Genomic DNA, 25952 nt, shown 5'->3' on the forward strand with positions numbered 1-25952 from the left:
GAAAAGGCTCTGTGCCGATCCGTGACCTCCAGGGGGCTGATCGATACGGCCCGGTTTCGCTCAGTGGAAGGGAACTTCCGTTGACGGGCCGGTTACGCATGCGGCATTTGGGAGAAACATCCTGCACGTTCTCTTTACGCCATCCGGCGCCATCGTGGCGACCCGCGCAGGAAGAGAACGCGATGACGGACACGGCCAGAGACCCAGGCGGAGATACGGAGATCGCAGGAGGGGAGGGCTACTCCCCCCGCCTCTACAACGAGGACCTCGCCCCGGCCACCGAGCGCAAGTGGGGCGCGTTCAGCATCTTCAACGTGTGGACCTCGGACGTACACAGTCTGTACGGCTACTTCCTCGCCGCCAGCCTGTTCCTGGTCGCCGGCAACACCTTCAAGTTCCTGATCGGCATCGGCGTCGGATCGCTGATCATCTACTACCTGATGACGCTGATCGGAAAGGCGGGCGTGCGGACCGGTGTCCCGTACCCCGTCCTGGCCCGCGCCTCCTTCGGCACGTTCGGCGCGAACGTACCGGCGCTGGTCCGGGCGATCGTCGCCACGTTCTGGTACGGCGCCCAGACCAGCGCGGCGGCGGGTGCGATCGTGGCCTTCCTGATCCGCTACGACGGCCCGAAGAAACTGCACGAGACGACCCACCTCTTCGACCACAGCGGCCTGGAGGTCATCTGCTACCTCGCCGTGTGGGCGGCCCAACTGCTGATCATCAGCAAGGGGATGGAGACGGTCCGCCGGTTCCAGGACTTCGCCGGTCCGGCGGTGTGGCTGATGATGCTGGTGCTGGCAGTCGCCCTGTCCGTGAAGGCGGGCACGCTGTCCTTCGCGGTGGACATGCCGGCCAAGGACCTGGCCGCGCTGGCGAAGAACGCGACCGGCCTGGACGTGACGCCGGGTTCGTTCGCCGCGATAGCGGCCATCGCGGCGACCTGGGTGACGTACTTCGCCGCGCTGTTCCTGAACTTCGGAGACTTCGCCCGCTTCGCGCCGGACGAGAAGACCCTGAAGAAGGGCAACGTCTGGGGTCTGCCCGTCAACCTGATCCTGTTCTCGCTGGTGGCGGCGATGACAACTGCCTCCGCCAGCAAGGTGTACGGCGAGGTCATCCTCGAACCGGCGGCGATCTCGGCGAAGTTCGACAGCGCGTTCCTCGTCCTGCTGGCCGCCCTGACGTTCGCCGTCGCGACCCTCGGCATCAACGTCGTCGCCAACTTCGTCAGCCCGGCCTTCGACTTCGCGAACATGGCCCCGAAGCACATCTCGTTCAAGCGGGGCGGCCTGATCGCGGCGGTCATCGCGCTGCTCCTCTACCCCCTCCACCCCTGGGACAACGCCCCGAGCTTCGTCAACGCCATCGGCTCGACGATGGGCCCGATCTTCGGCGTGGTGGTCGTCGACTACTACCTTCTCCGCAAGGCCCAGCTGAACGTCTCCGACCTCTACAAGGAGGACGGCGAGTTCCGCTTCCAGGGCGGCTGGAACATACGGGCCTTCGCGGCGGCGGCAGTCGGCGCGATCTTCTCCAGCATCCTCCCGACGTACGGGCCTTCGGGGTACGGGGCCGCGATGGGGCCGTACTCGTGGTTCGTCGGGGTGCTGGTCGCCGGGACGATCTACTTCGGGGTGAGCGGGGGGAAGAGCCGGCTGGTGGGTTCAGCGGAGCCCGCAGCCTGACAGTGGGTGGGCGGCGTGCGGAAACGTAACAGCACGCTCGTTCGAGTGAATGGTTCAGGATTCCGTATTCGGGCCGCCGGTCTACTCTGGTCCTGTCGCGCTGAGCGAAGGAGGTCTGACATGGCGACGGCGGAGCCGATCATCATGCCGGGTTACCAGGGCGAGGCCATTCACGGCCCGTACGACGATCCTGACGATCCCGATGGCGAGCGCTACGAGAGGCGTATGCGCGAGTACCTGGGCGGCGCGAGCGTCGAGCAGGCCTTCGAGCTGTTCAGTGCGGCGGCCCCCGAGGGCTGGCGCGTAGAGCTGGTCGAAGGGGAGATCTACGTGGTGCCACCGGCGAATGGGGAGCACGAGGAGATCGTGTCGGAGGTCGTGGATCAGGTGGCCGCGCGCCGCACCGATCGTGCCTTGCGCAGTTACACGGGCATCGGCCTGAACGTTCCCGGAGCATCCGAGACCGGCCATGTCATCCCCGACCTGGTCGTCGCGCCCAAGGGCAGTTTCGACGACCAGGAGGAGTGGCACGATTCGGCCCCCGTACTCCTGGTGGCCGAGGTCACCTCCGAGTCGACCGCCGCCCGCGACCGTGACAAGAAGATCCGCGGTTACGCCCGTGCCGACATCCCCGTCTATCTGCTGATCGACCGGGAGGAGGGTGAGGTGCTGGTGTACTCCGAACCGTCGGGCGACGACTACGCCAAGAGCCTGAAGCACAAACTGGGCCTGACTGTGCCCTTGCCCGCGCCCCTGGGGTTCGAGCTGGACACGGCGGAGTTCTGAGCGCGGGCGAGGTTCCGGCGGTTCTGATGGTCCACGGGAACTGACGCTTCCCTACCCCGGCCGGCCCTGAGCCTGCCCCAGTTCCTGGCTCGTCTCCTGGCTCATCGGCCCGGCATGATGCGGCTCCGCCGCCCGTGCCGGGCCCGTGTTCGCTGCGATGATGAGGGTGGCGGCGGCGACGATCGCCGCGCAGACCGCTCTGAAGTGTGAGAGCACGGCAACCTCGCAACAACAGCGACGTATTAAGCACGCTTAACCCGTGGCTTAACGTAGAGGTTGACGCACCTCAACGGCAAGTAGGCACAGGGGAGTTGGGCGATGGCTGAGCGGGACGACCCGGAAGTCATCGGGCGCAGGGTGCAACGGCTGCGTATCGAGCAGGGGCTGACACAGCGGCAGTTGGCGGAGCCCGCCTACACCCCCGCCTACATATCCACCCTGGAGGCGGGACGCGTACGGGCCTCCGACGAGGCGCTGCGACACATCGCCGAGCGGCTCGGGGTGGCGTACGAGGAGGTGGTGACCGGACGGCCGGCCCATCTGGCCACCAGCCTCCGGCTGCGCCTCACCGACGCCCAGCGCACCCTCGCCACCGGCGAGACCGAGGCGGCGGCCAAGCAGTACGGGGAGTTGCGGGAGGAGGCCGCGCGGCTCGGGTTCCTCGCGGAGGAGGCCGCCGCACTGCTCGGGCTCGGCGAGTGCGGGGTGGACACCGGGGATCTCGCCGCCGCCCAGGAGTACTTCGAGCTCGCCGAGCGGTGCCTGGCCGACGAGCCCCTGACCGGCCGGGTTCCCGCCCTGCGCGGGCGGGCCGTCGCGCACTATCTCGCCGGTGAACTCCGTTACTCCGTATACCTTCTCGAGTCCACGATCGACGAGCTGAACCGCAGCGGGCTGCACGACCCGGACGCTCTTCTCCCCCTCTACGCCAGTTCCATCGCCCCCTACATGGACATGGGCGCCCACGCGCGCGCGGCCCAGGCGGCCGAACTCGCCCTCGCGCTCGCCCCGCAGGTGAGCGATCCGGCGCTGGTCGCCCGGATGCACCGGCAGGTGGCCCGGACGATGCTCGCCGAGGGGCGGTACGCGGATGCCGACGCCTCACTGGCGAAGGCCGCCGAGCTCTACCGGCAGCTGCAGATCCGTACCGAGCTGGCCAACTGCCACTGGATGCGCGGCTATCTGTACGCCCAGCAGAACGAACTCGCGCGCGCGGAAGCCGAGTTGCGGGAGGCGCACGCCATGCTGTCCGCCAAGCGCGCCGCCCTCTACAGCAGCCAGGTCACGGTCGAGCTGGCCGACGTACTGCACCGGCGCGGCAAGTCGGACGAGGCGGCGGCCCTGCTGCACGACGTACTCGGGGACCTGTCCTCGGAGCGCGGCGCCGTCCACTCGGCAGCCGCCCACCGCCTGCTCGGCATCATCGCCGAGGACGCCCGCGACACGGAGCGGGCGGAGGAGCACTACGTCCGCGCCCTCAGCGTCCTGGAGCGCGCGGGCGCCGCCGGCGACCTCGCCGACCTGTGCCGGCTGCTCGGCGATCTGCTGCGCCGGACGGGCCGGGTGGAGGCCGCGCTCGACGCCTACCGGACGGGGCTGGGGCATCGTACGGCCCCTGGGACGACCACCCTGGGCCCTGCGCCCGCACAGCCTCCTCTTTGACGATTCGGAGGCGGCGCACAGTACGGGCGGTTAGCCTTCGGCCGGAACTATGAACATTTGACCGGATCGGAACGGTACGGGCGCTTGGACGGCGAGCACGGCGGAGAGTACAGGGGAGAGTACGGCGGTGGCGGGCGGAGTGTGGCCGACGGGCTGAGGCTCGTCGTACGCGCGTTCGTGTACGTCGTCGTCGGGGGCGTCGCGCTGATCGCGATCGTCACCGTCGCCTCCGTACTCGGGCCGACCGTCGCCCTGGACCTGTACACGCCCGCCGTGGCCGCCTGGTGGACGGTGTTCACGGCGGTGGTGGTGCAAGGGGTGCCGTTTCTGCTGCTGGGCACGGTGGTGTCGGCGGCGATCGGGGCGTTCGTACCGGAGAGGGTGTTCACCCGGCTGCTCCCGCGCAACCAGGCGCTCGCCGTGCCGATCGCGGGCGCGGCGGGGGTCGTCCTCCCGGGGTGCGAGTGCGCGTCCGTGCCGGTCGCGGGGAGTCTGATGCGGCGGGGAGTGGCCCCGGCCGCCGCGCTCGCTTTCCTGCTCTCTGCTCCGGCCATCAATCCTGTGGTGCTGGTGGCGACCTCGATCGCTTTCCCCGGCCAGCCGAAGATGGTGCTCGGCCGGCTGGTGGCGTCCCTGGCCACGGCGGTGGTCATGGGCTGGCTGTGGGCACGGTTCGGGCGGGAGGAATGGATGCGGAAGCCCACGTCGGGGAGCGGGTCGTCGGCCTCCGAGTCCTCCGGCTGGCGCGGGTTCACGGCCGGGCTCCAGCACGACTTCCTGCACGCGGGCGGTTTCCTGGTGCTGGGTGCGGGGGCTGCGGCGACCTTCAACATCGTCGTACCGAGGTCCGTGCTCGACGTGTTCACCGGCTCGGCGTGGCTGTCGGTGCTGCTGCTCGCCGTACTGGCGGTCGTACTGTGCGTGTGCAGCGAGGCGGACGCCTTCGTCGCGGCCTCGCTCAGCGGCTTCTCCCCCACGGCCCGGCTCGCCTTCATGGTGGTCGGCCCGATGGTCGACCTGAAGCTGATCGCCCTCCAGGCGGGCACCTTCGGCCGGTCCTTCGCCGTCCGGTTCTCGTCGGTGACATGGGTGGTCGCGGTGAGCAGCAGCGTCGTCGTCGGGTGGTGGTTGTTGTGAGGCGCTACGGGCCTGCCGTGCTGTTGCTGCTGACGGGCGGGGCGGTGCTGCGCATCGCGCTGTTCAGCGAGCTGTATCTGCGGTACGTGCAGGAGGGGCTGCGGCCGTACCTGGTGGTGTCCGGGGTGGTGCTGGTGCTGCTGGGGGTGGTGGCCGCCGTGGCGCGGGGGCGGGGCGAGACGGACGACCACGAATACGACGGTGACGACCACGACGGTGGCTACCACGACGGTGACGACTACGACGGTGGCGATGACGGTCATGGTCACAGCCATGGGCATGGGCATGGGCATGGGCATGGGCCCCGGGTCGCCTGGCTGCTCACGCTCCCCGCCCTCGCGCTGCTCCTCTTCCCGCCGCCCGCCCTGGGCTCGTACAGCGCCGACCGGGAGGCGGCTCAGCGGGCCGCGCAGGGCGTGGGTACGTTCCCCGCGCTGGCCGCCGGGAATCCGCTGGAGCTGACGGTCGGCGAGTTCAGCTCGCGCGCGATCTTCGACAGCGGGCGGTCCCTGAAGGGCCGTACCGTCCGGCTGACCGGCTTCGTCACCCACGGGGACGACGGCGCCTGGTACGTCACCCGCCTCCTCGTCTCCTGCTGCGCGGCCGACGCCTCGACGAGCAAGGTCGAGATCCGCGACGCCGACGCCCCGGTCACGGACACCTGGATCACGGTCACCGGAACCTGGGTGCCGAAGGGGAAGCTGGGCTCGGACGCGGCCTGGCCGCCCGTGCTGGACGCGCGGTCGGTGAAGAAGGTCGCGGAGCCGTCGAATCCGTACGAGAAACGTTGAACGGTGACGGGCACTCGTAACTGAGCGAGGGTGAAAGGATTCCACGGGTGCCGGACAAGGCAGGGCGTGGAATCCATGACGGAGACGGAACAGAGGGCCACCCGGGATCAGCGGGCCCGCTTCGAGGCACTGGCGCACGTCGTGACGGAGCCGCTGCACCGCTATCTGCTGCGGCGCGCCGAGCCCGACCAGGTCGACGACATCCTCTCGGAGACGCTGCTGGTGCTGTGGCGCCGTATCGAGGACGTACCGGGCCTGGAGGCGTCGGAAGACATCCCCGACCCCGACGCCGTACTGCCCTGGTGCTACGGCGTGGCCCGTGGCTGCCTGGCCAACGCCCGTCGCGCGGACCGGCGTAGACGCTCGCTGTTCGAACGCCTGACGTGGACGGCGGCGGGCCCGACGCGGGAGACGGAGGACCCCGACCACACCGCCCTGCACTCGGCGCTCGCCCAACTCCGCGCGCTGGACCGCGAGGTGGTGCTCCTGTGGGCGTACGAGGAACTGACCCCGAGCCGGATCGCCGAGGTGACCGGGCTGAGCGCGAACGCCGTGAGCATCCGGCTGCACCGGGCGAAGAAGAGACTGGCGGCCCAGCTGGAGCGAAAGACCGGCCCGCGCCCCGGACATGAGACAGACGAAGGACAAGGAACCGGTACCGGAAACGGAAACGGAAGGAGCAGTCGATGAACGACGACGAGTTGCTGGCCCACCTGAAGGCCACGGACCCGGCACTGACCTCGAAGGCTCCGCGACCCGACGTCACCCGTCTTGTGGAGGCCACGATGAACACGAACACGAACACAGCCACAACCACAAAAACAGCCACAGCCACAGCCGCAGCCACAACCAAAGCCACTCAGGGCGCACGGCCGCGTCGCCGCCTCGTACCGGCACTGGCCTTCACGGCACTGCTGCTGGTGGGAGGTGGTGTCAGCTGGGGTGTCGCACGGGGCGGAGAGGGTCCGGCGGACAAAGCGGGGGCAGGTGCGGCGGGAGTCGGTCGGGTGCCCCAGCTTGGGCCCCTGACCCTGATGCTCCCGGAGGGAAACCCGGGGACGGCGAAGTGCGTGGCACCCACGCCCGACCTCCTGCGCGGCCACGAAATGGCCTTCGAGGGCACGGTGACGGCCGAAGAGGGCGACGACCGCGTGATTCTCCGGGTCGACCACTGGTACCGGCTCGACCCCAACCTGGCCAACCCTTCCGACCAAGTCCGCCTCAGCAACAGCGGGGCGTTCTCGGAGGCCCCGGACTTCCGGATCGGCGTCCACTACCTCGTCACCGCCGACGGCGGCATCGTCCCGATGTGCGGAGGCACTACCGAGGCCACGGACGAGGGAAGGGCCATGTTCCGGGAGGCGTTCGAGACTCCGGTGAAGTAGCGGACAGGGGGCTTTCCGGCTGTTTGGGGCCAATGGTCGCTGACCGGCGCTAGGGTTCCCTTGATGCGCGGGATGTGGTGCGTGTCACACATCACTACGGTGCATCTGGGGGGCCTCGTGCACGAGATGGTCAAGGGCGCCAACGTCGGTCTGGCCGCGTTGAGTGAGGACGTCGGCTCGGTGATGGTGAGACTGGGCTGGAGCAGTCCGACGGGAGAGGGCGACGCGGACGTCTCCGTCCTGCTGCTGACCGCCGACGGCAAGGTTCGCAGCGACGGGGACTTCTACTTCTACAACAACCCCGTCGCCGCCGACGGCAGCGTGCAGTTGCTGGGTAAGGCGCCCACTGCCGACGGCAACGAGGACCGCATCACCTTCGACCTGACGGCGATCGCGGACGACGCCGAGCGGATCGTCGTCGCCGCGAGCCGCTACGAGGGCGCCCGCTTCTCCGACCTGCACGACCTGTGCCTGACGCTCGCCGACGGCGCCGGCGAGAACCTGCTGCGTTTCGCCATCGACGACCCCGGCGAGGTGGGCGCGCTGCTCTTCGGCGAGCTCTACCGGCGCGGCGGGGACTGGAAGTTCCGGGCGATCGGCCAGGGGTACGAGTCCGGACTCGCTGGCCTGGCAACGGACTTCGGCGTCGACATCGACGACGACGCGGAGGTCTCGGAAGCGGGAGAGGCGGAGAAGCAGGAAGTGGGGGCTGCGCCGGTACCGCAGGCCCAGGCCCAGCCCCTGCCCGCCATCCCCACGCAGCCGACGAGCGAGCGCCCCGCTGATCCGGTGCGGCCTGTAACGACGCCGGATCAGCCGGTGGTGGCCAAGGTCGCGCCCCGGCCCCGTACCGCTAAGAAGAAGGTCACGCTGCCCAAGGTGGCCAAGAAGTCCCTCGCCGAGAACGACGCCTGGCGGGTGGCGCGGCTCTTCCCCGCCGCCGCCCTCAAGAGCGACCGTGAGCGCGAGACCCGGGCGACCTCCGTGCTCCTGTCGGTGATGACGCAAGTCCCCGAGTTCGGGAGGCGGTTGACGGCGGCGTTCGGTGCGCCGTCCGGCCGGATGGAGACGTTCACGGAGGTCACGCTGCCCAACGGCGACACTCCGCGCCGACCCGACGGCGTGATCCGGATCGAACGGGCCGGGAAGCTGTGGACGGCGCTCGTCGAGACGAAGACGAACGGCAACTCCCTCAAGCCGGACCAGGTACAGGCGTACGCCGACATCGCCGCCCGGCGCGGCTACGAGGCCGTCATCACCCTGTCCAATGACGTCGAACTCGACGGCAGCCCGCTGGTCGAGGTCAAGGCGGACGGCAGGCGCAAGCACAAGGTCGCTCTCTGGCACCTCTCCTGGGCCGAAGTCGCTCACCAGGCACAGATGTTGATCCGCCACGAGGGCGTCGGCAACGCGGCGCACGCCTGGCTGCTCCAGGAGCTGCTGCACTACCTCCAGCACGAGAACTCCGGCTGCCACGGCTTCCAGAACATGGGCCCCGCCTGGGTCCCCGTCCGTAACGGCATCGACGACGAGACCCTGTGCCAGGGCGATTCGCGCGCGGTTGAGGTCGTCGAGAGCTGGGAGCGGCTGGTCCGGCAGGTGTGTCTGCGGCTGGGCGGTGAACTCGGCCAGAAGGTACTGCCTGTGCAGCGTGCGAAGCGAGGCAGCGACCCGCGCACCCGTCGAGCCGCACTGGCCGACCAACTGTGCGCGGACGGCCGCCTGGAGGCCGAACTCCGTATCGACGGCACGCCCGGCATCCTCGCCCTCTGCGCCGACCTGCGGACCGGCAAACTGCGTACGTCCATTGAGATCCCCGCGCCCGAACAGGGCTACCCCCTCACCTGGTCCAAGCGACTGGTCCGCCAACTCGCCGACGCACCGGCCGACTTGCACGTCGAGGCGCTGCTCGCCGGGCAGGCGCCCGGTCCGCGAGGCACCCTGGAACGCCTCCGCCCGGAACCGGCCGATCTGCTGCCCAAGGACGGCACGTCGATCACCGGATACCGCCTGTCCCTCTTCCGGAGCATGGGCAACACCCGCGGCAACGCCGAGTCCGGTTTCATCCGCAGCGTCGACGAGTCCGTCGACCGCTTCCACGCCCACGTCGTCGTCCACCTGGACCGCCGTACGTCGTCGTCCCGTACGCGGGAGACCGCTGCCGCCAGCTGACACGCACCGTACGTACTGCACGAACCGCGGCGCCCTGCCGGAGAGGCGGGCGCCGCGATGGCCGTACAGGAAAGGGGACTTGAGGTGTCTCAGCGCTTCGCGCCGCTGCGGTACGTCGAGATGCCGAGGGCCAGCAGCCAGTAGCTGAGGAGTGCGCCCATCGAGGCGGTGGTGCCCCAGCCGTTCGCCGCGTAGAAGTCGGCCGGGGTGTTGCCGAAGAACAGGGACGGTACGAAGGCCAGGTTGATGCCTGCCAGGACGTAGGACGAGCGGGCGGTCCAGCGCGGGAGGAGGTTCGTGCGGGCGATCGTGAAGCCGGTCGCCGCCAGGAACATGGCGAGCAGGAGGCGGCTGATCGAGCCGTAGAGGATGTACGTGCCGTTCACGTCGATCGTCGGGTCGATCGAGTGGTCGGTGGCGATCACCGCGCCTGCCTCCAGGCCCATGGAGACCAGGGTGATCGTCGCGTAGACGAGGCCTGTCGAGCAGGCCGGCGAGGCCACCCACTCGTACGCCGGGTTCACCCGCTTCACCAGTTCGCGGAAGCTCGTCACGAAGACGATCAGGAACGCCAGCGCGAAGATCCCGACCAGGAGCCGGGCCAGGACGTTCGCGTCCGGGGGCGGGCCCGAGTAGACGAAGTACAGGGGTACTTCGACGATCAGGGCGACCGCGGCGGCGATGCCCGCGGCGCCGGTCAGGCGGCGGGCGGTCGTCTCGCCCGGTCCGGTCGGGTGGGGCGAGCCGGCCGCGTTGTTCGTGCCGGTCGTGTGCTGCGTCTCCGTCGTCTTGTTCATGTAAGGGATCGTGCCGGTCGCGGCGCTCTTCGTCCCTGGGCCTGAGTGGTGGATACGGGGGTGGTGTCAGGTACACCTCCCGGTGCCCGCTCCCATGGCCGCACGGTGGCTCAGTACAGGTCCTGGTCCGTGTCCTGCCCCTGGTCCGTGTCCTGGTTCTGGTCCTGTGCCTGCTCCCAGTCCTGGCCCTCTCCCTCCGCCTCCTGCTGCTGCTCCTGGGGCTGAGGCCGGGGCTGGGGTTGCGCCGGGCCGCGCGACGGGCTCTGGCTCTCTGCCGGAGTCTGTGCCGGGCTCTGTGTCGGGCTCTGGCTCTCGTCCCGCACCGGGGTCTGGGGCGCGGCCGGGGTTTCCTTCCTGGTCTGCTTCAGGCGGTCGGCGCCGACCTGGACCGCGTGGACCGTGTACTCCGTGCGGGGCTCGGCCAGGCCGCCGTTGGTGAGGACGATCGCGTCGTCGCCGACCCGTACCGCGGCGAGGTCCAGGGTGAGCGTCGCCGGGGCGCCGTCCAGTTCGCCGCGTGTCGACAGCCGCAGGCCCTGTCTGGCGTCCCCCGCCTGCGGCAGGCCGACCTCCGTGACCCGCACCTCCTGGCGGGCGCCGCGCGGTCCGACCGCCGTGAAGCTGGCGCATTTCTGCGGCATCGTCCTGAGCCAGGCGAGCCGCTCGTCCACGTCGGCGCGGTGGGCGGCGGTGACCTGGTAGCGGAGCTGCCCGCCCTCGTCGTAGTCGTCGAAGCCGACGACGGCACGGGCGCCGGCCGGTTCACCCAGCAGCTCCTCCGTGTACACGGCGTCCAGGAGGCGTCCGCAGTCGGCGTTGTCCGTCGTCGCCTTGAGCAGCGCGTCCCGCCAGAGCGCGGCGCCCTCGGTGGGGGTCCACGGCGCCCCGAGATCGGCGTCGGTGAGGAGGGCGCCCTGGGCCTGGGCGTCGGTGAGGGCGGTCGGGGCGGTAGGGGCGCTGGGGGAGGCGGAGGCCCGCTGTGCGGCGGGGGAGGCGATCGGTCTGGCCTGCCGGCGTTCCATGGTGCCCCCGGCGCGGTCCTCGTCGTGCATGCACGCGGCCATCGTCAGCAGGGTGCCCATCCCGATGGCCGAGGCGAGCAGACGTACCGCACGGGGAGAGGGCCGACGGGTCATCAAGGGGTTCCTCCAGGGCGCCGGTACGTCAGATCTCCCTCCGACGGCACCATCCCGCGCGCGGTCCCACCAGCGGGCCGGGCCGTACGGGTGAGCGCGGCCGGTGGTGAGGGCGAGAACCGGACGGCGTGGGAGTCTGAGCAGCCGGGAAAGGAGCCCTCACCGTGACGACTGCGGAACCCACCACCCCCGCCAGGCCCGACGCCGGTCCGACCCACCCCGTGCCCGTGATCATCGACTGCGACACCGGTATCGACGACGCCCTGGCCCTGCTGTTCGCCGTACGCCACCCGGGACTCGACCTCCGCGCGGTCACCTGTGTCGCCGGGAACACGGACGTCGACCAGGTCGTACGCAACACCCTCACCGTCCTCGACCAGGCCGGCGCCCCCGATCTGCCGGTCGCGCGCGGGGCCGAGCGGCCGTTGATCGAACCCGCGCGGCCCGCCGCCCATGTGCACGGGCGGGACGGCATGGGCGACATCGGCCTGCACGCGCCCACCACCCGGATGCCCGTCGACGTGGACGCGGTGACCCTGCTGCGCCGCGAGATCCTCGCCTCGCCCCGCCCGGTCACACTCATCCCGACCGCGCCGCTCACCAACATCGCCCTGCTCCTGCGTACGTACCCCGAGGTGACCCGCAACATCGAGCGGATCGTCTTCATGGGCGGCGCGGTGGAGATCGGGAACGCCACGCCCGTCGCCGAGTTCAACGTGTGGCACGACCCGGAGGCCGCCGCGATCCTGCTCACCGCCGGGGTGCCGATCACGATGTACGGCCTGGACGTCTTCACACGCGTCGTCGTGCCGGGGCCCGATGTCCAGCGGCTGCGCGCGAGCGCGGAACCGGGTGCGCGGCTGGCCGGCGCACTGCTCGCCCACCGCGACCCGGCCCTCACCGGCGACCCCACCCCCACCGGCAGCCTCGGCGACGCGGGCGCCGTCTGCGCGGTCGCCGACCCGGCGGGACTGACCACCCGTCTGCTGCCGGTCGAGGTATCCCTCGCCCCCGGCCCGACCCGGGGCCAGACGGTCGTCGACCGCAGGCCACGCCCTGGCGAGTCCGAGATCCACCACGGCACACGGGAGAAGCCGCTGGTGGACGTGGCGTTGGACATCGACGTGGAACGGTACGTACGGCTGTACCTCGGGACGGTCGAGAAGCGATAGGCGATAGGCAATAGGAAAAGGCGCCAGGAGTCCGGGAGTCCAAGAGTCCAAGAGTCCAAGAGTTCGGAAACGACGTCCGCCCCGGTACCGCTCGCGAGGAGCGGTACCGGGGCGGACGTACTGGATGTACTGGAGCGTTACTGAACCGGGTTGGGAGCCGGGTTACGAACCGGCGCGACCCGCCTTGCGTCGCTTCGTCGCCATCACGATCGCCGCGCCGCCGATCAGCAGTGCCGCGGCGCCGCCCGCGAGCGGGCCGGTGGCGCTGCCGCCGCCGGTCTCGGCCAGCGGGGGCTGGGAGCTGTCCGGGCTCGCCGGAGTGGCCGGCGGGGTGGACTCCGAAGCCGACTCGGAGGGCGTCGACTCGGACGGAGTCGGCGTCGACGGCGTCTCGGAGGCGGGCGGGGTCGTCTCGGACGCGGGCTCGGAGGGAGTCGGCGTACCTGGGGTCTCCTCGGCCGGAGGCGTCGGGGTCGGGGTGCCCGGGGTCTCGGAGGCGGGCGGAGGCGTGACCGTGCAGTCCTTCGTACCGCCGTTCCACGCCGCGATCAGCTTGTCCTTGATGACCGGACGGTCCGGACCCTTGGGCAGGTCGCCGTGCTCGAAGCCGTCGTTGGCGTCGAAGTCGCCGTCGAACTTGACCTTGCCGCGGTAGAGGTCGATCTGCGCGAAGCAGCCCGCGTCCGGCACCGCGATGTCGAGCGAGTCGGTCTGACCCTGCCGAACCGTGACGGTGTCGAAGTCGACGAAGACCTGCAGGCCCGAGGTGCGGAAGGTGGGGCCGTGGGCGATGTAGGAGGCCAGGGAGGCGGTGCAGGTGCTGGCGTCACCGGCGGTGCGGACCTTGATGTGGATCTTGCCGTCGTCGGTGGGCTTGAGGTTCTGGTCGTCGACGCGGACCGAGTCGAAGAAGTTCTGCCCGTCGATGGAGAACTGGCAGCGATCGGCCTCGGTCTTCGTGCCCGCACCGGCGCCCGGCTTGTAGCCGCCGGTCTTGGAGCCCCAGCCGTCCCCGCCGGGTGTCCCGGTGGCCGAGGCCCCCGAGGCGGAGGCCGCGCAGAGAGCGATCGCGGCGGCGCCGGTCCCCAGAAGGTGCAGCGCGTTTACACGTCTCAGTATGGACATGCGGATCCCATCTTGGCGTGTGCGAGAACCCGGGTACGGCGAGAGGGCAGCGCGTTGCTGCCGGGCCGTGCCGAGGGAGTCTGGTTCGAGGAAGGCTGGGCACATTGGTCACATGCGCCACAGCGTTTGCACATCGTGAATCGTGCGGGGCGGGGTGTCAACTTGCTGTAATGAAAAGAATGTTCGTGATTCATCACAATTCCGCCACGCTTGGAAGGTTGCGTTCCGGGGGCGCATGTGTTCATGTTCCCGGCGAAGTGGACAGAGTTGGGCTTGTCGTCCGCCGGAGAAGCGCCACAACGAAGTGCCACAGCAAGGAGACAGCGAGTGCCCGAACCGACTCCGAACCCTTCGCCCCAGGCCCCTTCCTCTCAGGCCCCTTCCTCGCAGGATCTTTCCTCTCCGGACCTTTCCTCCCGGGACCCCGACTGGTGGCGGCAGGCCGTCTTCTACCAGGTGTACCCGCGCAGCTTCGCCGACGCCGACGGTGACGGACTGGGCGACCTGAGGGGCATCACCCGGCGCCTGACGCATCTGAGCACGCTGGGCGTGGACGCCCTCTGGCTCAGCCCCTTCTACCCCTCCGAACTCGCCGACGGCGGCTACGACGTCGCCGACTACCGTGACGTCGACCCCCGCCTCGGCACCCTCGACGACTTCGACGCCATGGTCGCGGAGGCACACCGGCTCGCCCTCAAGGTCATGGTCGACATCGTCCCCAACCACACCTCGCGCCGGCATGTGTGGTTCGAGGAGGCCCTGCGCTCGGCCCCCGGCTCCCCGGCCCGCGACCGCTACGTCTTCCGCGACGGGCGCGGTGAGCACGGCGAACTGCCGCCCACGGACTGGCAGTCGGTGTTCGGCGGCAGCGCATGGCGGCGGGTGACCGAGGAGCAGGCGCCCGACGGTCAGTGGTATCTGCACCTCTTCACCCCCGAACAGCCCGACCTCAACTGGGCCAACGAGGAGATCCGCGCCGACTTCCGCACCACGCTCCGCTTCTGGTCCGACCGGGGCGTCGACGGCTTCCGTATCGACGTCGCCCACGCCCTGGCGAAGGACCTCGACGTGCCGCTGCGCGACCTGGGCGCTCCCGAACTGAGCGGCGCGGAGGCGCTGACCGCCCTCCCACCCGGAACGCACCCCTTCTTCGACCGCGACGAGGTCCACGAGATCTACCGCGACTGGCGCAAGATCCTCGACGCCTACACCCCGCCCCGGATGGCGGTCGCCGAGGCCTGGGTCCCGGGCGCTCGCCGCGCCCTGTACGCCCGCCCGGACGAACTCGGCCAGGCCTTCAACTTCGAGTACCTGCAAGCGGGTTGGGACGCGGATGAGCTGAAGCAGATCATCACGGACTCGCTCGCCACGGCCCGCTCGGCGGGCGCCTCGGCCACCTGGGTCCTCTCCAACCACGACGTCGTACGTCACGCCTCCCGCCTGACGCTCCCGCCGGGCACCGACCTGAACGCCTGGCTCCTGTCGGACGGCACCGCCCCGCCGCTCGACGAGGCGGCAGGCCTGCGCCGGGCCCGGGCGGCCACGCTCCTGATGCTGGCCCTGCCGGGTTCGTCGTACGTCTACCAGGGCGAGGAACTCGGCCTCCCCGAGGTGGCCGACCTGCCCGCCACCGCCCTCCAGGACCCGATCTGGGAACAGACGGCGCACACCAGCAAGGGCCGCGACGGCTGCCGGGTGCCGCTGCCGTGGACGACGACCGGCCCGTCGTACGGCTTCGGCGCGGGCGGGGCCTGGCTGCCGCAGCCGCCGGCCTTCGAGTCGTACGCCGTCGAGGCACAGGACGGGGTCGAGGGCTCGACCCTGGAGCTGTACCGCGCGGCCCTCGCCCTGCGCCGCCGCCTGCTGGCCGGCGAGGACCTGACCTGGGCGGCGGAATCCGCCCCCGGCGTCCTCGACCTGACCCGCACGGACAGCTGGCGCTGCGTGACGAACCTGTCGGTCACGCCGGTCGAACTGCCGCCCGGGGAAGTCCTGTTGAGCAGCGCACCGCTGGAGCAGGACGGACGCCTGGGCCCCGACACGACGGTTTGGCTCGGAAGTTGAGGCCATAGCCAACCTAGCCATAGGAGCCGAACTCACCCTGCCGTGGGATAGGTCGGGCTGGCGGACGGAGTGGCACCGGTGTCCGGCGGCGGGGTGAGGACGACGGTCGGGGCGCCCGGCACGGGGACGGGCGGGGTGACGTCGGAGGCGGGCAGCTTCGGCGGAGTGGTCTCCTGGAAGAGCACGGTGTCGAAGTTGACGAGCCCCGTCTTCTCCATGACCGTGATGTGGTCGAGGACGGTGGTGTTGGCCTGGTCGGCGAGGGCGCGTACCAGCGTGTTCTTGGTGGTCGACCGGATCTTGGCGACGGTGTTGAAGATCGACCCGTGCGTGATGCGCAGGATGTTGGCGAAGTCGCTGTCGAACTGCGTTCCCCTGCTGTCCGCGGTCAGGGTGGAGATGAACCCCTGCTGCTGCGGACTGGGCAGGTTGGGAATGGTGACCCCGAGCTGCGGAGCGATCTGCCGCACGGTCGCGTCCAGTGCCGCATGCCCGGCGACGAGATGCTGCCCGGCGGTGATGACGGCGGGCGAGGTCCCCTTCGCGATGGCCATCTGCCCGACCGGGTACTCCCAGAGGCCCGCCGCCCGCACCTTCACCACGAAGTCGCGGTCGGCCTCCGTCAACGGCCCGGTGGGCGTCTGCGCGACGATCCGGGTGGGCGAACTGGACACGTTCTGGACACCGAGCATGGCGGGATAGGCGAGCGCGGCGAGCGTCAGGCCCAGCGCGCCACCCACGAAAAGGGTGCCGGTCGAGCTCCGGGTGAAACGCACCTTGCCTCCTGAAGCGACGGGGAGTCGTCGAGGAGGAATACGGATACGGGTGGTGGCCGGAACCTTTCGTCTCCGTATGGCCTCCGTAAAAGGTGCACCATGAAACCGGCTGGGCGGGTGGGTGAGTTGACCGGCTTCAGCGGGCGGCGGCGGGGGAGGCCTGTCGCCTGACGGGGGCCGCGCTCGGGTGCGGGGCAGTGGCCCCGCACCCGAGCGGGCCTGTCAGGCGGGGCGGCTGAGGGTGGCGATGGTGCGGGCCAGGAGCCGTGCCCGGTGCGCTGTGTGGTCGGCGAGGTGATGGGCGAGGAGGGCTGTGGCGGCGCCCAGGGTCAGTGCGGCGAACGCCAGCGCTCTCGTGGGTGCCGCGGACTTGGCGTCTCCTCGTGACGGCTTGTCGGCGGCGGGCGGGACGGACTGGTGGGATGCGGTTGCGCGATGGTTGTTCATACGGCCGCCGGCATGTGGTCCGGAGCGGGGGTTTCGCGTCGGCCGGCGATGATCTGGGAACGCACGAGGGTGCGGTAGGCCTCGCAACGTTCCATGAGGATGTGGTGCGGGCCGGTGTCGAGGACGCGTCCTTGGTCCATCATGACGACGTGGCTGGCGTGCTGGACGGTGGAGAGCCGGTGGGCGACGACGATCACACTGCGTTTCGTCGCGAGGTCGTCGACCACGGCGCGGAAGCGTTGCTCGTTGATGCCGTCCAGTTGGCTGGTGGGTTCGTCGAGCAGGACGATTTCGGCCTGGGACAGCAGGGCGCGGGCCAGGGCCATGCGCTGGCGCTGGCCCCCGGAGAGGTTGATGGCGCGGCCCAGCGGGGTGTCCAGTCCCTGAGGCAGTCGTGCTATTTCATCGAGAAGTCCTACTGATTCCAGGGTTCGCCGAATGTCGTCCTCGCTGATGGGGGTGGTGCGGCCGAGCTGGAGGTTTTCGCGGACCGTGGCTTCGAGCAGCGTGAAACTCTGGTCGACGTAGCTGATGCGCGAGCGCAGGGCATCGAGGGGCCAGCGGTCGAGGGGGTGGCCGAGGACGGTGATGTGGCCTTCGTCCGGGGTGTCGAAGCGGTCGATCAGTGACAGAGCGGTGGTCTTTCCCGCGCCCGATGCGCCGACGACCGCGGTCAGGCCCTGCCTGCGCGTGGTGAAGGAGGCGGCGCGCAGGGCCGGTGCGGTGGCGCCGGGGTGGGTGTAGGTGACGTCGTGGAGGGTGACGGCGTCCTGGCCCGGGACGGGTTCGGGTTCGGGCAGATCGCGGGTGCCGTCTGCTTCCTGGGGCAGGGCCAGAAGTTCGTTGCAGCGGTCGCGGGCGGCCAGACCCGCCTGGATGCGGCCGAACCCCTGGGTGAGCGCGGTGGCCGGCGGGATGGCCTGGAGGATGTAGAGGATGAAGGCGGCGAAGTCGGCGATGCCGAGGTCGCCGGCGGCCATGCGGGCACCTCCCGTGAGGATCACGGCGATCATGGCGAACTGGTTGCCCAGGGTGGTGACTGCGGGGATGGCCGTGAGGAGTTTCGCGCCCTGGACGGAGATGGCGCGCAGTTCGTCCGCGTCGGCGGAGAGCCCGCGCAGAGCGAGCTTTTCGGCCCGGTAGGCCTTGATGGTGGTCAGGGACTCCAGGCTGGCGGTGAAGCGCTGGGCGATGAGGCCGATGGAGTTCTGCTGTCCGGCGATGTTGTCCTTGACCTGGCTGATGATCATGGTGAGGGCGACGGTGACGATCGCGAGGGAGGCGATGGTCACCAGAGTGAGAACCCAGTCGATCCAGGCCATGACGCCGAGGGTGAACAGGACGGTGAGCGCGGACAGGGGCAACTGTGCGCCGACGTCGACGACCTGGCGCATCAGGAGTGCGTCCGAGGTGATTCTGGTGGTGAGGTTCCCGACGCCTTCCGAGCGCATACGGGTCATGGGCAGGCGCAGGGAATGGTCCATGATGCGGGTGCGGATGTGGTAGATCATCCGCTCACCGATGCGGGCCAGCAGGAAACCGGAGCCCGCCTGGGAGGCCGCACCGACCACTGCGGTGACGCACATCCAGGTGATCGGCGTGGTCAGGGACTCGTGGGTGGCGAAGCGGGTGATGACGTCCTTGACCAGGAGCGGCACGGACAGGCCGGCCGCTGTGGCTGTCAGGGCCAGTAGTACGGCGACCGCCAGTGGGCCGGGGTGGGCGAACAGCTCGCGGCGCAGACGCAGCGTGGTTTCAGGCTGGGCCGGCGAAGTCGATGGTCTACGGAACATGACTCTCCTGGTGTGCGGTGGTCCTGGGTGGAGGGGCGCTGTGTCAGCGGAGGCTGTACGCGCGGTGTGAGGCGGTGGCGCGTAGGGCTAGGTGGGCTTCGCCCAATGCGGCTTTCAGACCCTGGATCTCGCCGAGGAGCCGGCGTTCACGGCGGGCGGCTTCCGATCTCTGAGCGAGCGGCTGGAATCCGGTGTGGCCGGCTTCGATGAACTGGCGGCGCCACACGGAGACGGACTGCGCGGACACCCCGGCTTGCAGGGCGGCCTGCGACAGGGTGGTTCGTCCGGAGAGCAGGTTCAGGACGATGCGTGCCTTTTCCTCGGCAGGCAGTACAGGTACTCGTGGCATGGGTGTCCCCTCTGCGGGTTGGTCCGGGTGGTTGGTTCAGCCGCTGGTGAGTGCGGGGTGGCCGTCGTGGTCGAGGAGCTCCGCGAGCATGGGTATGTAGCCGTGGAGCTGCTCGTTCCAGCCGTGGAAGGCAGCGACGGCCAGGGCGTGGGTGGCGATACGGGCGGTGCGGCCGGCGGCCAGCGTCGCGGGGTCGAAGCCGTCGCCGTAGGCACTGAGGAAGGTTTTGCGCAGCTGGTCGGGCAGGGGCCAGTCGAGACCGGCGCTGCGGGCCGCGGAGGTGTATTCGGTGAGTTCGCCCAGGAGGCAGGCGAGGTCGGATTCGCGGCGGCCGGTGCAGACTTCGCTGCCGGTGAGCATGTGGGCGGGGGGCCTGGGGCCGGCGGCCTGTCGGTGGGGCGGATCCGGTACGACGAGGCTCCCCAGGGAGCACCACCCGTGCAGGAGCACGGTCTCGTGCGGATCCGGGGTGCCGCACAGATAAGTGACGGCTTCCTGGAGGCGGTTGAAGCGTGCAGTGCCCAGCTGGGTGCGCAGCCGGTAGTGGAAGGCGGTGGCGGCGCGCGGGCCGCGTCCCGTGCCGAGGTAGTCGCGCAGCCGGAGGTGGCTGTGCGGAGTTCGGGCAAGTTCGACGTCGCTGTAGGCGTGCGGCGGTGTGGCGTGGAGCTGGTTCAGCTGCTTGCCGAGGGTGGTGATCAGGTGGTTGAAACGGCCGTCGATGTCGTGCTGGTCGGGGGTCATGAGGGCGGCGAAGCTGAAGCGGCCGTTCACGTGCCAGGTGTGGAGGGCCGGGGTGGCGCGCGCGGGGGGTTGGAATCGCAGGGCGGGTGTATCGAGTGTGTGGAGCCGGGAGAGGACGGTGGCCGGAAGCGGTGGGTAGGGCTCCGGGTTGTCACGTCCGGGGCCGCGCTGCCACAGCAACTGTCCGTCGGGGGTCCGTAGGACGCGGGTGACCTGGTTTCCGGTGCCGGACTCGTTGATGACTTCGCTGTCGAGGGGGGCGGGAGTGGTCATGTGGCCCTGCTTTCCTGAGTGAGTCCGACGAGGTCGCGACTCCGGGACCGCGCGGGTGGGCCAGGGGAATCGCCGGGCAGCGCGAGGACGGGCGGAAGGAGTCGCGCCCCACGTCGGGCTGCGAGGGGCAGTCGACTCTTCGGCTCGTGGCTCGACTTCGGCATCAGACAGCGGCCTCCTGCTGCCAGGAGCGGAGGTCTTCCAGGGCGGCCACGGCGTGCGGCAGGAGAGCCGCGGTGCCCAGGCCTTCCTCGCCGGTCGACATGCTGATGCCGCTGATGGGTGGCATGACACTGACGTTGTCGCGCTGAGCGAGGGCTTTGACGTGCTGCTGGTAGACGGGGTTGAGGTGACCGCCGGGGGGCAGGGCGGGGCACACGACGATCGGTGCCTGGGTGCACTGCAGGGCCAGCAGAGTGGGCGTGTCGGCGAGGCCCAGGGACAGGCGGGCGGTGAAGTGGAGGGTGGCGGGGTGCACGAGGATCGCGTCGGGCCAGGCGGCGAGCTCGACGTGCAGCGCGGTGTGGGGTTCGTCGGGCCAGGTGTCGATCATCGGGGGCCGGCCGTTGTTGGCGGCCGCGACCGCGGTGACACCGGCGAAGCGCCGGGCGGAACGGGTCATGACGCAGCGGATGTCCATGTGGGGGTAGCTGTTGTGCAGCCATCTGAGCCACATGGGAACGAACATGGTCTGCACACCGCCGGTGGCGACATAGAGCAGGCGCTCGGCGTTCAGAGGCGGGGGCGTGGCCGGGACGAAGGGCTGCGGGGTGAAGGTCATCGCTGCTGCTCCCGCTCCTCGACGGCGTTGAGGATGGCGGCGAGGTCGTTGAGCGCGGATCCGGCGCCTTCGGCGAGGTGGACGCCGCCGACGTTGACGATGACTTCGTCGACGCCTGCCGCGTGGTATACGGCGAGTTGCGAGGCGATCTCCCGCGGGGAGCCGTGGGCGAGCACGCCGTGTTCCACCAGCAGGCGCGCGCCCTTGTCGGGGTCGTCGGCGTCGGCGGGGATGCCGGCCCGCCGCAGCATGTCGGTGTAGTGGGGGGCGCTCAGGTGTGTGCCGGCGGCGCGGCGTGCGATGTGGACGAGGTCGCGACCGGGGCGGGAGACGGCGCACTGGACGACTGCCGCCGTCTTCGGCAGCGGCCGGGAGGGGTCGCCGCGTTCGTGGCCCTCTCTGAGGGCCGGTGCGATGCTCTTGGCCAGCCACGAGGCGGGGGTGAGCCAGGTGATCGCCCAGTCGGCGATCTCGCCGGCCAGGCGGGCCATGGATTCTCTCAGGACGCCGAGGCCCACTTCGACGGGCGGCGTCGGCAGGGTGGGCAGGCTGATGCCGGTGGTCTCCCAGGGGCCGTCAGGAGCTTCGGCGATGCCGTTGTTGGCGAGGGTCCGCAGCATCGTGGCGTACTGGCGTGTGGCGCGCACCGGTTGCCGGTAGGGCGTTTTGAGGAGGCGCTCCTGGAGGACCGCGGCGCCGGGACCGATGCCCGCGACGAAGGGGCGTTGGGACAGTGCGGCGATGGAGCGGGCGTTCAGGGCCGCGGTGAGGGGGTGGCGCATGGGCATGACGGAGACGGCGGTGCCGTAGGAGAGGTCCAGGCCGAGGGTGCTCAGGGCGGCGAAGAGGTGGTGGCTTTCCATGGTGAGGGTCTGGCCGCACCACAGGCGGTTCCCGGAGGTCTGCTCGGCGAGACGCGCGTAGGAGACGACGCTGCCGAGTTCGGTGGGCATGGCTGCGTAGATGACGCTGGTTGTTGGCATGTTGCTTCCTTGGCTGGCCGACTGGGGCGGAGCGTGGGTGTCCGGGCTGCGGGTCAGGTCAGGTCGGCGGTGTCGGGATCGGCTGTCAGGTCGCCGCACAGGAGGCTGTGCATCCGGGTGGGGTGCCACCGGTGGGCGATGTCGCGTACGTCGTCCTGGGTCAGGGCGGCGATCGCCCGGGGGATGTCGGTGACACCCGAGGGGCCGAGTCCGGAGGTGAGGTAGGACATCAGGCAGGCCGCGCGTGTGGTCTGCTCGCCGAGGCCGAGGGTGTACTTGCCGACGGTGTGGCGGACCGCTGTCCGGAGCTCTTCGCCGGTGGGGCCGTTCTCGGCGAAGTCTTCGAGGACGTTGTTCAGCCGGTGCCAGGCGCCGGCCGCGTTGTTCGGGGCCACGTCGGCTTCGATGACGATGACGTCGCTGTCGAGGTGGTCGGTCAGGGCGGCGGAGGTGCGGTAGGCCAGCCCGTGGCGTTCGCGGAGGTCGGTGTTGATGCGTGAGGAGAAGTTTCCGCCCAGCAGGAGCGAGGCGACCTGTGCGGCTGCGAAGCGGGGCAGGTCCTGGCGGGTGCTGCAGGGCGCTGCCAGTCGCAGGTGGGTCTGGGACCATCCCGGCCGGTGCCGCAGGTGCGGTCCCCTGTCCGCGGCGGGTGGCATCGCGGTCGTCTTCTCCTGCCGGGGCGCGGGCGTGGACGGCCAGCATGCGAGCGCGTTCTCCAGCCGGGAGAGGAGGGGTTCCGGATCGAGGTCTCCGACGACGACGAGGTGGGCCTGTTCGGGGCGCAGCGTGCGGTGGGCGTGCCGCACGTCGTCGGCGGTGACCTGTTCCACGTGGTGGGCGGGTGCGGTCGGCTCGACGTACAGGGGGATCCGGCCGTAGTAGGCCTCCCACAGACGGCGGGCGGAGGCGACGGCCGGGACGGAGGACACCAGGGTCGCCTGCTGGGCCGCCTTGGTGCGTCCTTGGTCGACCATGCGGTCGGAGGCCTGGAGGCACACGATGGCGGCCAGCGCGTCGGCGAGGGGACCGACCTGCTGGTTGACGCAGGTCAGTGAGATCATCAGCCACTGCTGGCGGCGGGTGACTGCGACCTGTCCGCCGACCGCCTCGAAGGCGGTGCAGGCGTGGAGGGTGGGGACGGTGGCCGCGAGGACGTCCATGGCGGCCATCTCCGCCGCGGTGCGCAGGGGTGTCTCGACGGCCAGATGTGCCTGGAGCAGCGGCACGGTGCGCAGGGGGGACAGCACCAGGTTCGCACCGTTGCGGTGCGGCACGCTGATGACGTCGATGGGCGGGAGCGTCAGTTCGGCCGCCGGGGCGGGTGGTGTCATGCTGCTGTCTCCTGCGGGTCGTTGCCGGGCAGCAGGTCGACCACGGCGCTGCCGTCTTCCTCGGCGAGATGGGTTGCGGCTCGGTGTACGTCGGCTGCGGTCACGGCGGTGAGAGCCCGGGTGAGATCGTCGAGGATCAGTGGGCGGCCGAAGAGGAGTTCGCCGCGGGCCAGAGCGCGGGTGCGGTGTGCCAGGGAATCCAGGGCCTGGTAGAGGCCGCGCCGCACGGCGTGGACGGCGTGGGTGAGGGATGCGGCGGGCAGGCCGGCGGCGACCGCTCGCAGTTCGTCTCTGATGGCATCGAGGGTGACGGCGGGGGAAAGGGTGCCGGGTCGGTGGACGACGAAGACAAAGGTGTCGGGGTCGGCGGCCATGAGCGGACCGAAGAATCCGACGCTTGAGTCGCTCCGGGCTCCGTGGCTGCTCAGACGTTGCCTCAGTCGCCCGGTCGTGCCGCCGGTGAGGATCTGGGAGAGGACCAGGTGGGCGGCGTATTCCCTCAGGTCCGCGTGGGCCGACGGCATGCGGTGGCCCAGTGCCAGTGCCGGGCGTGGTGCCAGGCGATCCCATCGGGTGAGGTGTCGCGGTCCGCGCAGTGGCTCGTCGAGCGGCACGGGGGGTGGCAGGGGGCGGTGCGGAAGGTCGTCGAAGCGTGCGGTGGCGGCGTCGAGGAGGCGCTCGGCGTCCACGTCCGCGCACAGGGCGAGTACGGCGTTGCCCGGTCCGTAATGGGTGGCGTAGAAGGACCGGCAGTCCGCCACGGTCGCGGCGTCGAGGTCGACGGGCTCGCCGTAGCCGTTGTGCGCGTTGTGCCACAGTTCGTAAAGGGCCTGCGGCAGGACGGTCCAGGGGAAGCCGCCGTAGGGCTTGCCGTCGACCTGTAGCGCGATCTCCTGCTTGACGACGTCGCGCTGGGTGTTGAGGTTGCGCTGGTCGATCCGCAGGTGCGCCATGCGGTCCGCCTCCATGGACAGCACCTGGTCGAGCATGGGGTCCGGCACCACTTGGTAGTAGTCGGTGTGGTCGGGAAACGTATGCCCGTTGACCGTGCCCCCTGAGGCCTGGATCCGCGCGAAATGTTCTCCGCGCGGAATGTCCCGTGACCCCTGGAACATCATGTGCTCGAAGAGGTGCGCAAAACCGCTTCGATTGTGGGGTTCACTGCGGAAACCCACACGGTAATTCACGGATATCCCAGCACCTGATACGCCCGGTATTCGTTGGGCGACGATCCGCAGACCGTTCGACAGTTGACGCATCCTCAAGTCGGCCATGGCCCAGGATTCAAGCTGCCCGGAAGCGGTGTGGCAACTTTTTGTTGTGCCTCTCTGATCGTGTCCGCACGCCCGGCGAGATTTTTATGGTTGAACGTCAACTAACTGGGAAAGTTGAGCGTTGCCGCCACCTGGAGCGGCTCTCTATGGTCCGTGGCATGGCGAAAAGCATCGGCATTCGAGAACGGGTCCCCCGTTTCCAGCCGGTCGACCTCGTAGCCGTTCCCCATGTGGACGTGCTGCTGAATCGACTGGATCTGGGAGCCTTCGACCCGCACACGGTTACGAGCCCACGCGGCCGGAACAACAACTGGGCCGGCATCACCGCGAGCGGTGCCCAGGTATTCGTGAAGCAGTTCGGTACGGCGGACGATGCGACCCGGGCGGCCCGTATGCGCCGCACCCAGCTGGTGTGGGAGGCCGGGCGGGAGAGCCTGTCCACCCCCGCGGTGCTGGGCTCCGACGTGGAGAACGGTCTGATCGCCTTCGCCTACCTCGAAGACGCCGACAACGGCGCCGAGCTGGTGGCCATGGACGTGTTCGACGAGGCGCTCGCCGCGGAGGCCGGCGCGCTCGTCGCGCGGCTGCACAGCCTTGACGCGGCCGGGTTCGACACCACCGAGCACCCACTGCCGCCGCTCGGCCTGCTGTCCGCGCTGCCGCTGCGGCGCTATGCCGACGCTTCGTTCGCGGAACTGGAGATGTGGCGGCTGCTGCACGCCGACACGGCTCTGATCGAGGCGCTGCACGCACTTCGCGCGGCCGACCGAGCTGGGACGGACGCCGCCCGTTGCCCGGTCCACGGTGATCTGCGCACCGACCAGTTCCTGCGGTCCGGAAGTCGTCTGTTTCTCACCGACTTCGAGGAGACCCGCCTGGGCGATCCGGCCCGTGACCTGGGGGCCTTCGCCGGTGAGTGGCTGTATCAGGCGGCCAACAGGATCCCTGGGAGTCTCGCCGAGGCTTCCCCGGTGGGCCACACGGTGACCCACGAGGAGATCGTGGCGACCGGTGCGGTGGAGGTCGAGCGCTGTGCGCCGCTGGTACGCGCGTTCTACCGCTCGTATCTGGCGACCGCGCCGGAACCGGTGCGCTGGGACGAGGGTCTGGCGAGCCGGGCGGCCGCGTACGCGGGTTGGCACATGCTCGACCGGATGCTCGCCGCGGCGCAGTCCTCCGCCCGTCTCTCCCCCATCAACAAGGCCGCGGCCGGTATCGGCCGTACGGTCCTGCTGTCTCCGGGCGAGTTCACCACCACGCTCGGCCTGGAGGCATGATGCCCGCGACCT

At 70.0% G+C, this 25952-nt stretch carries 24 protein-coding genes; 11 read left to right on the forward strand and 13 right to left on the reverse strand.

Translation table 11 applies throughout. The features are described from left to right. The first annotated feature begins 182 nt into the window (after window positions 1–182). A complete protein-coding gene (locus tag G3I71_RS02170) occupies window positions 183–1688 on the forward strand; it encodes an NCS1 family nucleobase:cation symporter-1 (protein WP_164312159.1) in 1506 nt (501 codons plus the stop codon). 225 nt (window positions 1689–1913) lie between these two features. Next, entirely contained in the window at window positions 1914–2474 is a 561-nt protein-coding gene (locus tag G3I71_RS02175) for a Uma2 family endonuclease (RefSeq protein ID WP_164312373.1), read from the forward strand. A 51-nt stretch (window positions 2475–2525) separates the two neighbouring features. On the opposite strand, the gene G3I71_RS02180 is transcribed toward G3I71_RS02175, so the two are convergent. Further along, window positions 2526–2690, reverse strand: a complete 165-nt coding sequence (locus G3I71_RS02180; RefSeq protein WP_164312073.1) for a hypothetical protein — start codon at window positions 2688–2690, stop codon at window positions 2526–2528. Between the two features lie 102 nt (window positions 2691–2792). On the opposite strand from G3I71_RS02180, the gene G3I71_RS02185 reads away from it, so the two are divergent. The 6 genes from G3I71_RS02185 (at window position 2793) to G3I71_RS02210 (ending at window position 9621) form a co-directional block, all read left to right on the forward strand. After that, window positions 2793–4136 carry a helix-turn-helix transcriptional regulator gene (locus G3I71_RS02185; protein ID WP_164312160.1) on the forward strand — a complete coding sequence of 448 codons (1344 nt, stop codon included), beginning with the start codon at window positions 2793–2795 and terminating at the stop codon, window positions 4134–4136. Between the two features lie 141 nt (window positions 4137–4277). Continuing rightward, window positions 4278–5273, forward strand: a complete 996-nt coding sequence (locus G3I71_RS02190) for a permease (protein WP_343242812.1) — start codon at window positions 4278–4280, stop codon at window positions 5271–5273. Then, complete coding sequence (locus G3I71_RS02195) at window positions 5270–6064, forward strand: TIGR03943 family protein (protein ID WP_164312161.1); 795 nt, start codon at window positions 5270–5272, stop codon at window positions 6062–6064. Before G3I71_RS02190 ends, G3I71_RS02195 begins: the two co-directional genes overlap by 4 nt. A gap of 75 nt (window positions 6065–6139) precedes the next feature. Beyond that, window positions 6140–6754 carry an RNA polymerase sigma factor gene (locus G3I71_RS02200; protein ID WP_203729107.1) on the forward strand — a complete coding sequence of 205 codons (615 nt, stop codon included), beginning with the start codon at window positions 6140–6142 and terminating at the stop codon, window positions 6752–6754. Then, window positions 6751–7449, forward strand: coding sequence for a hypothetical protein (locus tag G3I71_RS02205; RefSeq protein ID WP_164312163.1), 699 nt, complete (start codon window positions 6751–6753; stop codon window positions 7447–7449). The genes G3I71_RS02200 and G3I71_RS02205 overlap by 4 nt, the downstream gene beginning before the upstream one ends. Before the next feature lie 126 nt (window positions 7450–7575). Then, the gene (locus G3I71_RS02210) at window positions 7576–9621 is read left to right on the forward strand and encodes a TerD family protein (protein WP_164312375.1); all 2046 of its coding nucleotides are present in this window, start codon (window positions 7576–7578) and stop codon (window positions 9619–9621) included. An 89-nt stretch (window positions 9622–9710) separates the two neighbouring features. On the opposite strand, the gene G3I71_RS02215 is transcribed toward G3I71_RS02210, so the two are convergent. Together G3I71_RS02215 and G3I71_RS02220 are read right to left on the reverse strand one after the other, a co-directional pair. Continuing rightward, the gene (locus G3I71_RS02215) at window positions 9711–10418 is read right to left on the reverse strand and encodes a hypothetical protein (RefSeq protein WP_239148809.1); all 708 of its coding nucleotides are present in this window, start codon (window positions 10416–10418) and stop codon (window positions 9711–9713) included. Window positions 10419–10528: 110 nt separating this feature from the next. Continuing rightward, a complete protein-coding gene (locus G3I71_RS02220) occupies window positions 10529–11554 on the reverse strand; it encodes a hypothetical protein (RefSeq protein WP_203729109.1) in 1026 nt (341 codons plus the stop codon). A 164-nt stretch (window positions 11555–11718) separates the two neighbouring features. Here G3I71_RS02220 and G3I71_RS02225 point away from each other — a divergent pair, with 164 nt between their 5' ends. Then, window positions 11719–12726 carry a nucleoside hydrolase gene (locus G3I71_RS02225; RefSeq protein WP_164312164.1) on the forward strand — a complete coding sequence of 336 codons (1008 nt, stop codon included), beginning with the start codon at window positions 11719–11721 and terminating at the stop codon, window positions 12724–12726. A 162-nt stretch (window positions 12727–12888) separates the two neighbouring features. Here the strand turns inward: G3I71_RS02225 and G3I71_RS02230 are convergent, their stop codons facing one another. Beyond that, window positions 12889–13851 carry an LAETG motif-containing sortase-dependent surface protein gene (locus G3I71_RS02230; protein WP_164312165.1) on the reverse strand — a complete coding sequence of 321 codons (963 nt, stop codon included), beginning with the start codon at window positions 13849–13851 and terminating at the stop codon, window positions 12889–12891. 456 nt (window positions 13852–14307) lie between these two features. Between G3I71_RS02230 and G3I71_RS02235 the strand changes: the two genes are divergently transcribed. Then, window positions 14308–15915 carry a glycoside hydrolase family 13 protein gene (locus tag G3I71_RS02235; RefSeq protein WP_164312377.1) on the forward strand — a complete coding sequence of 536 codons (1608 nt, stop codon included), beginning with the start codon at window positions 14308–14310 and terminating at the stop codon, window positions 15913–15915. 32 nt (window positions 15916–15947) lie between these two features. Here the strand turns inward: G3I71_RS02235 and G3I71_RS02240 are convergent, their stop codons facing one another. The 9 genes from G3I71_RS02240 to G3I71_RS02280 all read right to left on the reverse strand — a co-directional run bounded on the left by G3I71_RS02240 (window position 15948) and on the right by G3I71_RS02280 (window position 24663). Further along, complete coding sequence (locus G3I71_RS02240) at window positions 15948–16691, reverse strand: DUF4142 domain-containing protein (RefSeq protein ID WP_343242814.1); 744 nt, start codon at window positions 16689–16691, stop codon at window positions 15948–15950. A 222-nt stretch (window positions 16692–16913) separates the two neighbouring features. Next, on the reverse strand, window positions 16914–17138 hold the full coding sequence (locus G3I71_RS02245; protein WP_164312166.1) for a hypothetical protein: 225 nt from the start codon (window positions 17136–17138) through the stop codon (window positions 16914–16916). Continuing rightward, complete coding sequence (locus tag G3I71_RS02250) at window positions 17135–18931, reverse strand: ABC transporter ATP-binding protein (protein WP_164312167.1); 1797 nt, start codon at window positions 18929–18931, stop codon at window positions 17135–17137. The genes G3I71_RS02245 and G3I71_RS02250 overlap by 4 nt, the downstream gene beginning before the upstream one ends. Window positions 18932–18974: 43 nt before the next feature. Further along, the gene (locus tag G3I71_RS02255; protein WP_164312168.1) at window positions 18975–19280 is read right to left on the reverse strand and encodes a helix-turn-helix domain-containing protein; all 306 of its coding nucleotides are present in this window, start codon (window positions 19278–19280) and stop codon (window positions 18975–18977) included. Between the two features lie 36 nt (window positions 19281–19316). Then, on the reverse strand, window positions 19317–20294 hold the full coding sequence (locus tag G3I71_RS02260) for a hypothetical protein (RefSeq protein WP_164312169.1): 978 nt from the start codon (window positions 20292–20294) through the stop codon (window positions 19317–19319). A gap of 163 nt (window positions 20295–20457) precedes the next feature. Further along, entirely contained in the window at window positions 20458–21075 is a 618-nt protein-coding gene (locus G3I71_RS02265) for a flavoprotein (protein WP_164312170.1), read from the reverse strand. Then, window positions 21072–22058, reverse strand: a complete 987-nt coding sequence (locus G3I71_RS02270; protein ID WP_164312171.1) for an LLM class flavin-dependent oxidoreductase — start codon at window positions 22056–22058, stop codon at window positions 21072–21074. The genes G3I71_RS02265 and G3I71_RS02270 overlap by 4 nt, the downstream gene beginning before the upstream one ends. A gap of 53 nt (window positions 22059–22111) precedes the next feature. Further along, window positions 22112–23389 carry a pitrilysin family protein gene (locus G3I71_RS02275; RefSeq protein WP_164312172.1) on the reverse strand — a complete coding sequence of 426 codons (1278 nt, stop codon included), beginning with the start codon at window positions 23387–23389 and terminating at the stop codon, window positions 22112–22114. Further along, window positions 23386–24663 (reverse strand): pitrilysin family protein, encoded by a 1278-nt coding sequence (locus G3I71_RS02280; protein WP_164312173.1) that lies wholly within the window; start codon window positions 24661–24663, stop codon window positions 23386–23388. Before G3I71_RS02280 ends, G3I71_RS02275 begins: the two co-directional genes overlap by 4 nt. Window positions 24664–24821: 158 nt before the next feature. Here G3I71_RS02280 and lxmK point away from each other — a divergent pair, with 158 nt between their 5' ends. Continuing rightward, window positions 24822–25940: a class V lanthionine synthetase subunit LxmK gene (gene lxmK / locus G3I71_RS02285; RefSeq protein WP_164312174.1), complete on the forward strand. Its 1119-nt coding sequence runs from the start codon at window positions 24822–24824 to the stop codon at window positions 25938–25940. Window positions 25941–25952 lie beyond the last annotated feature (12 nt).

The sequence above is a fragment of the Streptomyces sp. SID12501 genome (assembly GCF_010550245.1).
Taxonomy (GTDB): domain Bacteria; phylum Actinomycetota; class Actinomycetes; order Streptomycetales; family Streptomycetaceae; genus Streptomyces.

Coding starts and splice junctions, on each gene's coding strand:
- G3I71_RS02200 (WP_203729107.1), top strand. CDS start 6,140: ATGACGGAGACGGAACAGAGGGCCACCCGGGATCAGCGGGCCCGCTTC.
- G3I71_RS02260 (WP_164312169.1), bottom strand. CDS start 20,294: ATGACCACTCCCGCCCCCCTCGACAGCGAAGTCATCAACGAGTCCGGC.
- G3I71_RS02280 (WP_164312173.1), bottom strand. CDS start 24,663: ATGGCCGACTTGAGGATGCGTCAACTGTCGAACGGTCTGCGGATCGTC.
- lxmK (WP_164312174.1), top strand. CDS start 24,822: ATGGCGAAAAGCATCGGCATTCGAGAACGGGTCCCCCGTTTCCAGCCG.
- G3I71_RS02250 (WP_164312167.1), bottom strand. CDS start 18,931: ATGTTCCGTAGACCATCGACTTCGCCGGCCCAGCCTGAAACCACGCTG.
- G3I71_RS02170 (WP_164312159.1), top strand. CDS start 183: ATGACGGACACGGCCAGAGACCCAGGCGGAGATACGGAGATCGCAGGA.
- G3I71_RS02215 (WP_239148809.1), bottom strand. CDS start 10,418: ATGAACAAGACGACGGAGACGCAGCACACGACCGGCACGAACAACGCG.
- G3I71_RS02185 (WP_164312160.1), top strand. CDS start 2,793: ATGGCTGAGCGGGACGACCCGGAAGTCATCGGGCGCAGGGTGCAACGG.
- G3I71_RS02210 (WP_164312375.1), top strand. CDS start 7,576: ATGGTCAAGGGCGCCAACGTCGGTCTGGCCGCGTTGAGTGAGGACGTC.
- G3I71_RS02270 (WP_164312171.1), bottom strand. CDS start 22,058: ATGCCAACAACCAGCGTCATCTACGCAGCCATGCCCACCGAACTCGGC.
- G3I71_RS02265 (WP_164312170.1), bottom strand. CDS start 21,075: ATGACCTTCACCCCGCAGCCCTTCGTCCCGGCCACGCCCCCGCCTCTG.
- G3I71_RS02220 (WP_203729109.1), bottom strand. CDS start 11,554: ATGACCCGTCGGCCCTCTCCCCGTGCGGTACGTCTGCTCGCCTCGGCC.
- G3I71_RS02230 (WP_164312165.1), bottom strand. CDS start 13,851: ATGTCCATACTGAGACGTGTAAACGCGCTGCACCTTCTGGGGACCGGC.
- G3I71_RS02205 (WP_164312163.1), top strand. CDS start 6,751: ATGAACGACGACGAGTTGCTGGCCCACCTGAAGGCCACGGACCCGGCA.
- G3I71_RS02275 (WP_164312172.1), bottom strand. CDS start 23,389: ATGACACCACCCGCCCCGGCGGCCGAACTGACGCTCCCGCCCATCGAC.
- G3I71_RS02175 (WP_164312373.1), top strand. CDS start 1,914: ATGCGCGAGTACCTGGGCGGCGCGAGCGTCGAGCAGGCCTTCGAGCTG.
- G3I71_RS02245 (WP_164312166.1), bottom strand. CDS start 17,138: ATGAACAACCATCGCGCAACCGCATCCCACCAGTCCGTCCCGCCCGCC.
- G3I71_RS02255 (WP_164312168.1), bottom strand. CDS start 19,280: ATGCCACGAGTACCTGTACTGCCTGCCGAGGAAAAGGCACGCATCGTC.